The 13285-nt window shown below is 35.0% G+C and carries 20 protein-coding genes; all 20 read right to left on the bottom strand.

Annotation, left to right across the window (positions count from 1 at the left end; all coding sequences use genetic code 11):
- Positions 1 to 38: 38 nt before the first annotated feature.
- The 20 genes from CJP46_RS03020 to CJP46_RS02920 all read right to left on the bottom strand — a co-directional run bounded on the left by CJP46_RS03020 (position 39) and on the right by CJP46_RS02920 (position 13258).
- On the bottom strand, positions 39 to 440 hold the full coding sequence (locus CJP46_RS03020; protein ID WP_094594114.1) for a hypothetical protein: 402 nt from the start codon (positions 438 to 440) through the stop codon (positions 39 to 41).
- Positions 437 to 724: a hypothetical protein gene (locus CJP46_RS03015; RefSeq protein ID WP_094594113.1), complete on the bottom strand. Its 288-nt coding sequence runs from the start codon at positions 722 to 724 to the stop codon at positions 437 to 439. The genes CJP46_RS03020 and CJP46_RS03015 overlap by 4 nt, the downstream gene beginning before the upstream one ends.
- 409 nt (positions 725 to 1133) lie before the next feature.
- Positions 1134 to 1418, bottom strand: a complete 285-nt coding sequence (locus CJP46_RS37480) for a CPBP family intramembrane glutamic endopeptidase (RefSeq protein WP_373557967.1) — start codon at positions 1416 to 1418, stop codon at positions 1134 to 1136.
- 319 nt (positions 1419 to 1737) lie between these two features.
- Complete coding sequence (thyX, locus tag CJP46_RS03000; RefSeq protein WP_094594110.1) at positions 1738 to 2430, bottom strand: FAD-dependent thymidylate synthase; 693 nt, start codon at positions 2428 to 2430, stop codon at positions 1738 to 1740.
- Between the two features lie 9 nt (positions 2431 to 2439).
- On the bottom strand, positions 2440 to 3012 hold the full coding sequence (locus tag CJP46_RS02995; RefSeq protein WP_094594109.1) for an HNH endonuclease: 573 nt from the start codon (positions 3010 to 3012) through the stop codon (positions 2440 to 2442).
- A gap of 2 nt (positions 3013 to 3014) precedes the next feature.
- Complete coding sequence (locus CJP46_RS02990; protein ID WP_094595036.1) at positions 3015 to 3470, bottom strand: dUTP diphosphatase; 456 nt, start codon at positions 3468 to 3470, stop codon at positions 3015 to 3017.
- A gap of 364 nt (positions 3471 to 3834) precedes the next feature.
- Positions 3835 to 4809: a class 1b ribonucleoside-diphosphate reductase subunit beta gene (gene nrdF, locus CJP46_RS02985; protein WP_094595035.1), complete on the bottom strand. Its 975-nt coding sequence runs from the start codon at positions 4807 to 4809 to the stop codon at positions 3835 to 3837.
- Between the two features lie 20 nt (positions 4810 to 4829).
- Positions 4830 to 8081, bottom strand: coding sequence for a ribonucleotide reductase N-terminal alpha domain-containing protein (locus CJP46_RS02980; protein ID WP_094594108.1), 3252 nt, complete (start codon positions 8079 to 8081; stop codon positions 4830 to 4832).
- The gene (gene nrdI, locus CJP46_RS02975) at positions 8071 to 8424 is read right to left on the bottom strand and encodes a class Ib ribonucleoside-diphosphate reductase assembly flavoprotein NrdI (RefSeq protein WP_094594107.1); all 354 of its coding nucleotides are present in this window, start codon (positions 8422 to 8424) and stop codon (positions 8071 to 8073) included. The genes CJP46_RS02980 and nrdI overlap by 11 nt, the downstream gene beginning before the upstream one ends.
- 23 nt (positions 8425 to 8447) lie before the next feature.
- Positions 8448 to 8708: a hypothetical protein gene (locus tag CJP46_RS02970; RefSeq protein ID WP_094595034.1), complete on the bottom strand. Its 261-nt coding sequence runs from the start codon at positions 8706 to 8708 to the stop codon at positions 8448 to 8450.
- Positions 8709 to 9028: 320 nt separating this feature from the next.
- Positions 9029 to 9211: a hypothetical protein gene (locus CJP46_RS02965; RefSeq protein ID WP_094594106.1), complete on the bottom strand. Its 183-nt coding sequence runs from the start codon at positions 9209 to 9211 to the stop codon at positions 9029 to 9031.
- Between the two features lie 40 nt (positions 9212 to 9251).
- The gene (locus tag CJP46_RS02960; protein WP_094594105.1) at positions 9252 to 9662 is read right to left on the bottom strand and encodes a hypothetical protein; all 411 of its coding nucleotides are present in this window, start codon (positions 9660 to 9662) and stop codon (positions 9252 to 9254) included.
- Entirely contained in the window at positions 9662 to 10381 is a 720-nt protein-coding gene (locus tag CJP46_RS36950; RefSeq protein ID WP_256992158.1) for a hypothetical protein, read from the bottom strand. The genes CJP46_RS02960 and CJP46_RS36950 overlap by 1 nt, the downstream gene beginning before the upstream one ends.
- Positions 10382 to 10773: 392 nt before the next feature.
- Complete coding sequence (locus CJP46_RS02950; protein ID WP_094594103.1) at positions 10774 to 11064, bottom strand: hypothetical protein; 291 nt, start codon at positions 11062 to 11064, stop codon at positions 10774 to 10776.
- A gap of 221 nt (positions 11065 to 11285) precedes the next feature.
- Positions 11286 to 11486 carry a hypothetical protein gene (locus tag CJP46_RS02940; protein WP_094594101.1) on the bottom strand — a complete coding sequence of 67 codons (201 nt, stop codon included), beginning with the start codon at positions 11484 to 11486 and terminating at the stop codon, positions 11286 to 11288.
- On the bottom strand, positions 11486 to 11662 hold the full coding sequence (locus CJP46_RS36445; protein ID WP_179281008.1) for a hypothetical protein: 177 nt from the start codon (positions 11660 to 11662) through the stop codon (positions 11486 to 11488). Before CJP46_RS36445 ends, CJP46_RS02940 begins: the two co-directional genes overlap by 1 nt.
- Before the next feature lie 297 nt (positions 11663 to 11959).
- Positions 11960 to 12151, bottom strand: coding sequence for a hypothetical protein (locus CJP46_RS02935; protein ID WP_094594100.1), 192 nt, complete (start codon positions 12149 to 12151; stop codon positions 11960 to 11962).
- Positions 12152 to 12477: 326 nt separating this feature from the next.
- A complete protein-coding gene (locus tag CJP46_RS36440) occupies positions 12478 to 12651 on the bottom strand; it encodes a hypothetical protein (RefSeq protein ID WP_179281007.1) in 174 nt (57 codons plus the stop codon).
- Between the two features lie 42 nt (positions 12652 to 12693).
- Positions 12694 to 12939 (bottom strand): hypothetical protein, encoded by a 246-nt coding sequence (locus CJP46_RS02925; RefSeq protein WP_094594098.1) that lies wholly within the window; start codon positions 12937 to 12939, stop codon positions 12694 to 12696.
- A 43-nt stretch (positions 12940 to 12982) separates the two neighbouring features.
- Positions 12983 to 13258 carry a hypothetical protein gene (locus CJP46_RS02920; RefSeq protein WP_094594097.1) on the bottom strand — a complete coding sequence of 92 codons (276 nt, stop codon included), beginning with the start codon at positions 13256 to 13258 and terminating at the stop codon, positions 12983 to 12985.
- Between the last annotated feature and the right edge of the window lie 27 nt (positions 13259 to 13285).

The following is a 13285-nucleotide window of genomic DNA, read 5'->3' as shown; positions in this document are numbered from 1 at the left end:
AAATCCTGATAAAAGACGGCTTTCATCAACTCAATGGATTAGCCAATAATAACGTCTACATCGATATCCCAACCATTTCGATACTGTTGATTGCCAACTTCAGATGCCTTCGCACTCTGAAGAGTTTTATGTATTTGACTGCTAATTCTATCGACATCAAATGTCTTATACATGAGTTTCTCTAAGGTATAGAACTCCTGCTTTAGAACTCTTCTCATCCTAAGTGTTTGGCGGAGCTCTTTATACTTCTTATAACCTTCAGAAGCATTCAAGTTGCTGGTTTCGATTTCGTGATAAATGCCATTAACTTTTTTGTCATACTCAGAAATTTTGCTTTTTATTTTGTCATAATCCTCTTTCATTTTGCTAAATGTATCAGTTAAAAAAGTTCCATATTCAATGGCCTTACACATGAGATTCATTCCTCCTTCTTTATTCATACTAATATCTTTCCTTCTAGCCTGTCGTATGCTGTTTTAACCGATTCTCGAATATCTATGTATTTATCCATGTTCTTAAACATATGTATTACTTTATTTCCTTTAACCACGAAGCAGTTATAGTAGTATTGAATGTACTTCTCACCCTCAAAAGTTGCTATGTGTGTACCAAGTTGTACAGCACGTTTGATTTTATATTCAACATCTGTGATTGATTCACACTTAGCGTAACTAAAAGGGCACAGTTCCTTATATTGCTCAATAACCTTTGATTTTACCTTCATCTAATCTCTCCTTTGCTATTAGAGAACTCAATATAAAATTGATTATTCATTTGTTTTATTGCATCAGATTTTCCAAGGTTGTAGCAAATCTCTTTATGTCCTTCTCTAACTTCCTCAAACATCCGACTCCAAAACAACATATGTATTAGATCTTTAAAAACCTTCATTTAGAGCACTCTTTTCCCAGTTACGTTTACAACCTTGCTATTTCCTAACCGAACCACTTTAAAAGGTTTGCTCGAATACTCCTGGTACTTAACGAGTTCATTATAGAAATCTTCATTTAATTCGTACTTCTTACCCTCATATGTATAAGTTTCACCCATTACAAAATTCGTTGCTTTGATCACTTCTCCGTCACAGCAAATTGAAACAATATGTTTGATCAAATCGTTAACTTTAATATGTATCATCCCTTTACAGATTGAATTAGAATTACGAAATAATTGAATAAAAAATGGCTTATAATTGGTACGAAGATGCTGTTAGTTTTTTTGTAGTAAAAGCTCCATACAATTCCCAAGAAGGTGTATCCAAGAAAACTTGTAACGTCGAAATGAAGAGTTGCAAATACACAAGAACTGACCAATATCGATAAATTATTATTTATATATTTACTTAGTTTGTTCAGTAAGAACTTTCTACATATCAACTCCTCAAATATCGGACTGAATAATACCGAGTATATAATCATAATTGGTGTCTGAGTTTTATGTACCGTTGGTGGATCTAACATGTAGAATGAGATGCTGGTAAGTAAACTGTATCCCATAAATGAAATGCAGAATGAATAAAAGATGGATTCCCATGTTTTGCGCTGCTTAAGAACATCCCACTCTTGTTCGAAGAGTTTATGCCGGTACTTGATGATCACTAATAAAATCAATGTTGGTACTACATTCAGAAGCATGTACACTCTTAACTATCACTCCCCTTATTTAGTTATCAAAGAAAAAAGTACAGGATTGATTTCCTGTACTTAATATACCACGATTTTTTGATTATGTATATAGTTATTTTATTAATTCTTTAATACTTACTGGGAATTTTTCTTTGGTTAGCTCAAGCACAGCTTTCGCATAGTCTTGGATTTCCTTCTGAGCATCGTGTTCTAGGCGTTGAGAAAGAAAATGGCAAATAGATTGTAGTGATGCAGAATATCTCCAGCGTACCATCAATCCATAAGCAGGTAGGAATAATCGGGCCTGCTCTGGTGCGGCTCCCATATCCATTGCTACTTGATAAAGCTTTTCGCCTTCATCGTAAAGTTGGGCTAATTTTTCTGTAAGAATATGACCGATTTCCTCCGGAAGAATATCTCCAGACCCCTGTTTACTGTTTAGTGGTTTACTTCTCCACTCGTTTTTATCTGGCAGGTAAAATTCTGTATTTTCAGTAATGTATCGTCTACTCGATTCCGACCAAGTTGTACCATCTTCAATATGTGAACTATCAACTGTGTAGCGCCACCACTGACGAGCCACAAACAAAGGGGCATACACTTCAAATTGTAAGCGTGGTGTTCTAAAAGGAGACATATGTCCTTCACGAGCTAAAAATTTGATGAGTCGAATATCTTTCTCACTAAGCTCTGACACTTCTTTATCATAAGATGCTCTAGCGTTATTAACAACCATCAGGTCGTCTCCAAAAGAGTCTAGCAGTCTTACGTACCCACAATTCAATACTTCAATTTTATTATTCATATATTATGTTTAAATCTCCTTTAGTTTAATTTCTTTATAAGTTAATCCATTCTTAATTTGACGAATCGTCTCATCGCTAACTTTATACATTTTTGAGATTGTCACGCAGTCTACTCCTTGATGAAGTAACATCTTTACATTTAAAGCCTGTTCGTCTGTTAATTTTCTCAATGTTCTCATTGTTACATTCTTTCTTGAATGCGATGCTTTAGTTGCTGAACATTTTCTGACTTCGGGACTTTTATCATGATGATTCTCAGAGCAAGTTCCTAGCGCTAAATTACTTTTGGATATGTCCAGGACATTACCATTAAGATGTCTTACTTGTATGTATTCTTTAAACACTTCATCGCCATAAAAACAATATGCTGCCAGGCGATGTATATAATAATTCTTTTTCTTTCCATTAATAGAAATTTGACGAGACGGGTATCTTTGTTTACTTTTAAGCTCTATAGACAAAGCTACACCATGCCGATTTAAAAACACTCCTTCGGGAGTTACTCGATATCCTCTATTATATGCTTCCACGATTCTTTTTTGTGAGTCAGTTAAAATAAGTTTATCATTGATTATATCCATTTTTAATTCTTTCCTGTGCTTCCAAAACCGCCTCTTGAAACATCATCAAGTTTATCAACAGTAATAAATTCAACTTCCGGCATCAATTCTTGAATACGAAATTGACAAATTCTATCGTTCTTCTTAATTACAGTATCTCGCATAGCAAGCGCAGGGAAATGCCACTGATCTTCATTCCCCGAATAAGAGTTGTCAATTACTCCAAAGTGATTTGTCTGGATAATACCGAAATTTTTGAATGTGCTGCTTCTTGGTACCGGGTTTGCTTCATATCCTTCAGGCAGCTTCATGCCAACACCCAATGGAATTAGTGCATATTCGCCTTTTTTTAATTCGATATCTACTGCGGAACGCAGATCGATCCAGTCTCCCTTACTGATTTTATTTAGAGGTTCGATGTCTGCAAAGTATTTTACTTTGATTTGAAGTGAATTCAGTTTACGACCAACCTCTTTCATGCAATTCGAGATTCTTGTTGAGATATTACTTGTGTTAGTTTCAAAAATTTTAGAGAATGATTCAATCTGTTCATTCGTTAAAACCATGTCAGGAGTAGGAATATTGATTTTATTAGTATCAACAATCCCTCCTAATCGTTTAGTTTTCGGCTTATACTCTTCAAGTTGAGTAATATCGAACCAGGTTGTGATTCTCTTATCTGTATCACGCGAGAAATAAGTGACCAAAAAACGTTCCTTTGCAAACTCTGAGTCTTTCACAATACCTTTTTTATTAATTCCTTTGATGAAACATGGTTTATTTAGTTTCGGTTGAAATGGTTGTTCCATATGTATTTGTTTACTCCCTTATTATATTTATTTTTTAGTTACTGAAGTAAAAGTCTTCATCTTTTAGGCTCTCGACATTCGCTTTTTGATATGAACTGCCTTTCATGCTAAAGAAATCATGTGACTTTGCTTTTGTATTTAATCCATTGATTACAACAGGATTTACTTCTTCCTCTGGAAAGAAGACATCGAACCCCAGGTTTTGCAAAGCTTTGTTTGCATTGTATCGAACGAACTTTTTCACATCGTGTGCCAAGCTAATTTGGTCGTAAACAACTTCTGTATAACGAAGTTCGTTTTCATAAAGGTCTTCGAGCAGGTTGGTTGTAAAGATGATAAGTTCATTTTTTGTTTTTTCATCTTGTTTATTATAGATTTCTTGTGCTAATAGACCGATGTAAACCCCATGGATAGCTTCGTCACGGATAATTAAATTAATGATTTCTCCACTTTGCATCATCTTGCCTTGACCATAGCAGAGAAGAGGATAATAAAATCCGCTGTAGAACAAGAAACTTTCCAAGAAAACAGATGCAACCATTGCTTTATAAAGTGCAATTTCATCGTTATCCTTGATGTTTTTATAAAGACCAACAATAACTTCTGCTTTCTTTTGAAGGTATTTATTATCTTTGACCCACTCAAACAATTCGTTAATCTCTTCTGTTGGAGCAAGTGTCATGAAAATATTCGAATAGGATTTAGCATGCACTGCGTTCTCCATCATCGCCATAAAATTAAGAACTGCTTTCCGTTGATGTCCTTCTACGTGTTCAGAAATCTTTGGCATTCCAGTATTGCCTTGTTCTGTATCCAACAGTGTAAGACCCGCTAAAGCTTTTTTATATGTATCTTTTTCTAGTCCACTCATCGACTTCCAAGCCAGGAGATCCCCGTTTAGGGAAATCTCCTCTGGTAGCCAAAATTGTCTGACATTTTGATTATAGAAAACCTGTGTAAATGAATCGTCTTGTTTAGACCAATTTGCAGCATCAAAAATTTTAGTCAATTGTTTATTCTCCCTCTTATTTAAACTGAGCATGACAAGCATACTTCTCTAGATGTATCTTTTGTTCGGGCATAATAGAGCGTTTTGATTCCCTTGTGATGAGCATACAAATCGATTCTATTTAAATCTCTAGTTGTATGAGTGTCTTTCATAAACAATGTAAAGCTGATGCCCTGATCAATATGTTGTTGAATCGTTGAAATCATGTCCACTACTCTAAACATATCCATGTCATAAGCTTCTTTGTAGAAAAACCATGTTTCAGGCGACAAGTAAGGCATTGGATAATATGTTTTTGAATTACCATAAGTTCTTTCTTCGATTCTCTCCATGATTGGCATGACAGAAGCTGTTGAAGACTGCACATATGAAATTGAACCAGTTGGTGCAATTGCAAGTCTGTAAGAGTTAGTAAGACCATGCTTCATGACCATCTCTTTTAACACTTTCCAATCTTCAACGGTTGGAATATAGATCCCTTCAAAGAGCGCCTTAACCTTGTCATTGTTAGGATTGAAATCTTGGTTAGTGTACTTGTTAAAGTACTCACCAGAAGCATAAGTTGATTTTTCAAAGCCGTAGTATTTAATGCCGGTATCTCTTGCGATTTCCATAGAACGCTCAATGGAATAATAATTAACCATCATGAAAAACGTGTTTGCGAAATCTCTTGCCTGTTCGCTCTCATACATGATTTTATTCTTTGCAAGGAAACCATGTAGGTTCATTGCCCCTAATCCAATTGACCTCATTAGATTGTTCCCTTTTTGTACTCCAGGAGCATTTTCAATACTGGTTTTTTCAGAAACTGTAGTCAGAGCATCAACGCTTACCTTCACAGTATCTTTGATAGATTTATTCTCCATCACATTAACAATATTAATAGAGGCTAAGTTGCAGGAAATATCCATGCCGAGCTCATCTTCATGGGTATAATCTGTGTAAGATGAAACATCTGAATACTGAAGAATTTCAGAACAGTTTCCTGTAACAATTCCATTAAAGATGAGAGAGTGATAGTCTTCTTGGGTGGTGTCATATACATCTTCTTTACCTATGTATTCAATGTTAGAGACAGTCGCAGTATAGTTGTGCTTCGGATTTCTCGATTTAGGTTTTAGTGTCTTAGTGAAATCCGCAAGTTTAGTTCTATCTGTATCTTTGAGCTCTATAATTGAGTTAAAAAGTTCCCTAGAGTTCCTGTCTTGGATAGTAATCTTATGCGTTTCTTTGCAGTAGTAATCCTTATATCCACCTTTCCCATCTGGCATTGATCGCAAACCTTCATTGTTGTAACTATAAACGGTGCTATAAACACCCATATTCAACAACATCATCTGAATTTCTTTGAGACTTTGTTTATTTGTAGATGTTAGTTCAATTGATCCTGCCTTATATCTTTCATTGCAGTTCACTGTTCCATCCATTTGATACAGCCCTGATAGGTATGCAGCTTGAGTCGCCTTGTCTCCGGCAAACACAATTTCTGGAATTACAGTTTTTGTATCTTTATTAATAAAAAACATACCTAACACTTTTTTAAGTAACTGGCTAGTTAATACAATACGTGATCCATCAGACGATTCGTTAAATGTTGGATGAAAATTTGCGCTGTGTTTATATATAAAATTTTTATCCAAGTATTGATCAATTATATAAGATACATTTTTTTCGACTCGATCTCTAATTGAAGATTTATTGCCATACAGATAGATGATTGCCGTTGTATCATCAATACATCCATCCCCTGCGATGAGACCAGCGATGTAAGCAAGTTCTGGAGCATGAATTTTACCAAAAGAACCTTCTCCTGATTGCACAAGAACCTTATCTCCGATAGCAACCTCATTCATTGGAATTTTGATAACTTTGTTATCCCTGGAAACATACATCTTATGCCAGCCTGTTGCATTGATTTCGTAGCCTTGTTGTGTAGACAATTTATAAACATCAGCTTGTTTTGCTGTTAATTGCATCGGTATAGCATTTACAATAGACGTCCCTCTGTTGTTAGCATCTAACTCTTTTGTTCTATTATCAATCACTACTCTAAGGTTCTCTTGTTCACTATAAAGTTCTTTGGCTGTACGGTATCCGTCTGCCGTAAGAAGTTTTGTGTCGCCCGTAACACACAGATTACTAAATTTAACTTTGCCAATTTCCTGTAATGTGTGTTCAGCATTAACATTATCCTCAAACATGATGTATGGATAACCAGACTCAAATCGCAAAATGGCCATCTTTTCAAGCAATTTTCTTGGGTTCACTTTATCTTTCCGGACATTTGGATTTTCTGCCAACTCATCATACATTGAATTAAAATCCATATCATCAAGATGCGTTCCGTATTCTTTATAAACTGTATACGGATAGAACACATAAGCATCCTTATCCTCTTTAGCAAGTTCAATGAATTTATCGGGGATTACAACACCAATTGAGAGTGTTTTGACTCGAACATCTTCGTCTGCACTGATCTTTTTGGTGTCTAAGAAATCATTAATATCTGCATGAAATACATTTAAGTATGCCGCTCCTGACCCTTGTCTTTGTCCCATTTGATCGGCATATCGAAAAGAGTGATCAAGCAACTTCATAACACCGACAACACCTTTTGTTGCATTCTCGATGCCTTTAATGGCTTCCCCTTTTGCTCTAATCTTAGAGAGATTTAATGAAACACCGCCGCCTACTTTCGACAGTTGCATTGACATATCTACTGCTTTAGAAATGTCATTTAAGGAGTCGTTAACCTCCATTAGAAAGCAGCTTACCAGTTCTCCTCTGCGTTTGCGACCAGCATTAAGGAATGTTGGAGTAGATGGTTGAAGCTCTTGATTGATTAGCGCGTTAACCAGTTTCTTAGCTTTATCATAATCACCATCGCCCAGGTAAAGTGCAACAATAGCAATTCGATCTTCATAACGTTCAAGAATCTTTCTCTTGTCGTTTGTTTTTAGCGCATAATCATTATAAAATTTGAAAGCACTCATAAAGGAAGGGAATCTAAACTTCTTAGCATAGGCGATATTGTAAATGTCTTTAATCTGTTCATATGTATACTTGCTTAGAAATTCTTCTTCATAGTAGTCATTTTCAATCAAGTAATCCAATTTCTCTTTTAAATCATGGAAGAAGACGGTGTTTTGGTTTATATAATCAATAAAGTAACTTTTAACTGCATCTCTGTCCTTCTCAAATTGAAACTTACCGTCATCTTGGATCATAATCTCATTATTAAGTTTGATATACTTTGGAACGCTATCCAATATTTTTGGCCTCCTGTTGTACTTTCTCTACATCTTTATCAGTTCCCGATAGTTCAAATTTATGTACCAACGGAACGTTGAACTCTTTAGCAATTTTTTCTGCTGCTCCACAATAGTTGGCTCCCCAAATCTTGTTACCGCTACCTATTACCCCACGTAGATTATGGCTATTAGCAGTTAAGAAGCCATTCACCTTCTTGGGAACTTCTCCAAACCCGATAGAATAGGTTATTAAGAGAAATGGTTCCTCAACTACTAGTCTAGGTTCAATCTTTTTATTCCTCAAACCGAGTTTCTTCACAAAACGATCCACATTGCCAGTCATTGAATCGTAAACAATCAGCAATTTATAATCACTTCTTTATGTATTTATAATGTATTAAGGAATTCGTCATATGAGTTACCGTAAGAGTAATTTACAATCCGAATTTCCTTAGAGTATTTGTGAGTTAGATCCTCATTGTATGTATTCTTATAATAAGCAAGCTTAGTGTCGATGTTTTCTTTTTCGTTGATAATTACTTCCGGTTTTTCAAAACCGTCCATCTCAATTTTTACAGCGATGTATTGTGCTCCAAATTCTTTAGCGTCCTCAAAAATTTCAATCATCTCTTGCATCGTTGGATTCAAGTTCATCTTTGTGCTCCCTTTAAATTTATGTATTCTGTTTCTTCCACATCTTCAAGCCGAAATCCATCCAAGCATCTCGCCATACATCTTCACTCAACGCATCGTATTCCTTGAATACTTTTGTTCCAAGATGCTTCTTTAATTTACTTGTTACGTATTTGTCGTCGTGCAGCATCTCCTCAAGTTCTGTTCCAACATCTCTTTCAAAACAATCAATCAACACATCGGTTAGTTCGTAGACAGTTCTAATATTTATCGCCTCCTTATGTCTACATTATATTATTATATTTATTTTATAACGTTAAGTCAACGGCTTTTCTTTATTTAGAATGCTGCGTAACCATTAAAATATCGTCGTATCTAAGAATTGAGTCTGCAGTAGCCACAAATTTTTTACCGGCTGCAATACCCTGGAAATATTCTCTCTTAAAATTATCAAAGTTATCTGCTTTAACCTTTGTAATAAGTTGTACATTGTCTTTTAAATGAATAATAATCTCCATATTTAAGACCCCTTTCTTGATGGAATTTGACTTTCATCCACTACTTCAATGCTGCTTCAATTTCATCAATTTCTAGTTCAACCTTCTTTTCATCAGACAGCAATTTATCCAACTTAGCCTCCATTGCTTTTAGTTTGTTCTCTTCATCTTTACGATTAATAAAGTCAAGTTTTGCTTTAAGATCCTCAATCCATTCAATTACGTTATATCCGCTAACATTATATACATCTAATAAACCGAGTTCCTTCGCAGAAGCTGCGTAGGCATTTAGTTTAATCAGCATCAGAACCAGTTGTTCTTTGCCTAGTGTCTGAATATTCTGTCTTACTCCATCAAGTTCAATGGAGCAGTTAGTGATTGGTGAGAACTTTTTTGATTTACCAATCAATTTCTTTTTCTCTTCGATTTGCTTTTTAAGTTCAAGAATTTTTTGATCATTTAAGTTTGCCATTAATTTTCATCTCCATTTTGATATAGCTTTCCATTCGCTAGATATTTGTTTCTGAATCTAGGTTTATATCTTTCCCAAATTTCTTCTAGGGAGCCAGAATACAACGTTTCTTTCTTCGTCTCATATCCACTACCCCAAACACGAGGGACTTTTTTATTTTGTGTAATTTGATAACGCGCAATGTCCTTGCCATCACCAGAAACTTCCGCAATTCCGTTCTCATTGTTTTCAATATATACAGAAGTGGAGTAATGCCAATAGTATTTATCTATTTTTGCTTTAACCTTTTCACAAAATCTATATTTGTCGTAGTAGACATACTCGTCTTTACTTTCGTCATATGGCGAATAGCATGATTTGTGCTCAAGCATTTCAAATATATCTGCATATCGTTCACTGCACTCCGCAGTAACGCATTCAATAATTTTATCGCCTAATGATTTCAAATCGACTATATTAAGATCCGGTTTCTTGCGATAGTTTGTTGTTTCTTGTGCGAAGTAATAGTACTTTCCTTTGTTTAGATATTCATAAGAGCCGTTATCACGATTCCATTTCGATCCCCAGTAATCAAATCTGCCCATATAAACTAATTCTTGATTTTCTTTTGTTTTATAAGTCGCCCCAACAATTAATTCTTTAGATTTTATATAGTTTTTCTCATGTAGAATTTTATTAAATGAGCTAATTTCTTTATAATCCGGCGAGTCAACTGGCATTAAAACCAGCTCCTTACCGTCCCATCCGTATACAAACTCCCCCTCAAGCCCTTTACCTTTGATTGAGTTTGCATTTTCCAGGATATAAAGCAAGTTTTCAATGGTGATTTCGAATTCAAATCCTCTTGGATCATATACTCGAACGTATGCTTGGCGGTGATTCCAATCTGAAACGTAATCTCCAACTTTCTTATTTAATACAAACCCAGACAGGGGTTCATTATCATAGTCAACCGGATCAATTTTTTCATCTCTCCAGTTCTGCCAAGATGCCTCTTTGCGTAGTTTATCTTTGTGGTCGTAGTAAATTACATAAGCTAGCTTCTTTGTATATGTATTATCTCTGTTTTGGAATCCTACTTTAATTTTCTTAGGAATAAATATGTTAGTTTTTATTTTTCATCATTCCTTTCTCTATCCTGGCTATTTAAATCAGGCAAATACTTATTCCAGCTATCTGCTGCTTTTTTACCTTGCTGCCAATAACACTTCATAATAATCTCTTTGTAATGTTCAATACTTCCCTTGGCCATGCTCCTCAATCTGGGATTCGGTTCAGCTTCTATGTATTTCTCAGTACGTGCAATGGCGTATAGGGCCATTTTTTCAATTTCCCATAGATCTTGAACTCTGAACGCACTTTTCTTTTTAAGTTTGCGACTCAGCTTAACACCTCCTTTCATTTAAATTACACATCCGCATACAAAAACGATGCTGGTAATCGAGGCTCAACGATATTAAATAAATCCTCAATAAATTCATATGCGTTTTCTATTACGTGGTCACTTTGAGCAACATATTCGTCACATTTAATTCCGTTATCAATCATGAACTTAACTACTCTATCAAATAGCTGTTTTTCGAGATCCACTTTTACCTCAACCTTCCATTATGACATACAATCTTAAATTTCTAATGAACTGATAGTCTCGATAACATCAACGTATATTGCAATTTCTACATCAATATCTGCTACATCCTTAAGTACAACTTTAGAGTGCTTAGCTACATCCTTATCTTCGAGGGTCGATAAAGTTGATTTTCTCTTTTCTTCTAGATCATTTATTCGAGCTTCATACTTGTCGATGGCTGCGTATTTATCCATTAAGCACCTACTTCGTGAAGAAAAGATTCAATTTCTAAAATTAGTGACTTAGTTTCTTCGATTGCGTCAGCATTGAAACTCATGTCTCCTTCAATTGCATCAAGCCACTCCTGTAAATCGTCTTTTGCTTGTGTCAAAAGTCTAAACGTTTCTTTCATTTGATCAAGAATACCCATATTCATAACTCCTTTTCTAATCTATTCTTTTATTTACTTATTCCATTGCTCTAGCGTTGCCCCTATTGCTCCACACTTATTACATCTAAACTTCGCTTCATAACTGCCTGTTTCAAGATTTTCGGTATAATTAATTCTTTGATGCATTACTCCTTTACAAAAGCCGCAACTCTTATAAAAGACTCCAAAGTTCTTACTCAACACCGCAGTCTGAAATAATAAGTTAGTTAATCTTAGGAAAATTCGAATTCTTGTTAATATAATTTCTCAGTCCTTTTCCTTAATAAAATATATCTTTTATCGTAAATAATTTAGTACATACGAATACAATTCTGTTTTTGTATAAGATTCAATATCTTCCGTGAGTACAAGTTCTTCTATAAACAATTGAACAGCATACCGTTGGAAGTCAGTCAGTGTAATAGAACCAATACCGAAAGCTATCTCCGCCACTACCTGAGCAATTTCATCCTTTGTTGGTGTTCTCATTTATGTTCTCCTCTTTAAAATAATATTTTTCTTGTTGAATATGTATTTTAAAACACCAGGACATAAAACATATATCCGAAATAAATCGTCCAAACTAGACTTCTAATAACACTACTGAAAGAAATCTTTTTAGAACTTTGAACTTTAGCCTTTTCAACGACTAATTCATTCGCATCCATCTTATTGATGCTCTTCTTGAATGAAGCTGTAATGAATGCCATGACGAAGAAAAGAACGGCTAACAGGGTTGGAATCTTATATGTATCATAGTGAAAGGCGTTCACCAAATAAATCAACTCTGCAACTGCTAAAATTACTGCAATGATCTATTGAAGGCAACCATCTTTTACAAATTCCTTGCCTAGAGTATCGGCATCAATTTTCCCCTGTGCTTTATCAATACTAAGCAATTTAATTCTCTTAGTCGCATCAAAGAAAATTGAACCTCTAATCAATCCGTATAGGCTAATTACAAAAAATACCAGTGTCCAAAAAATCATTTATCAAATTACTCCTTCGCTATGTATATTTGCATAAAAACATTATTTCATTTTGACATAATCCTGTATGATCTTCTTTATAAGACTGCTCTCTTTCTCGGATACTCCAGTTGTTACATTTTTATCTTCAGAAAATATCTCTCTATCCAAAACAATCAATTCGGAAACTTCATTATTTGCATCAACTTCAGCGTAAACGGTTGTTTTTTGTGCCGCATCGTTACCTTTCATCCAGGGTTTCAAAGGATCTTTTATTTCTACAACTTCTTCAATAGTGATGTGCATCATTCTAATGATATTGACTCCTCCATTTCTTAATAAAGCTTGTATTTTATCTGATAACCATGTCATACCATTTACTGAATGAGTCAATCCTGGCGTAATCTACGAATCCATCTGGATATAGTAGTTTATATCTAGGAAATTGTCTGGCTACTTGGGTTGTGTCTATGGTTACCACGCCATCAATTGTTGGTGAACCGCCATGCAACAAAAAAAGATCTTGTAGTTCCCACTGGCTAACTGCCGTTTCATAATCGTTTTCATGTGCTACTTTTCGTGACAATAATGGCTTCTTAGCAACAGCCAACACTTTACCTTCCGTCATTTAAAAATTCCACCCTTCATTTTTGAT

The organism is Paenibacillus sp. XY044, from assembly GCF_002257645.1.
In the GTDB taxonomy this organism is placed as follows: Bacteria; Bacillota; Bacilli; order Paenibacillales; family Paenibacillaceae; genus Paenibacillus_AQ.
Note: the sequence above shows the minus strand (reverse complement) of the source record. Positions and strands in the feature narration are given on the sequence as shown.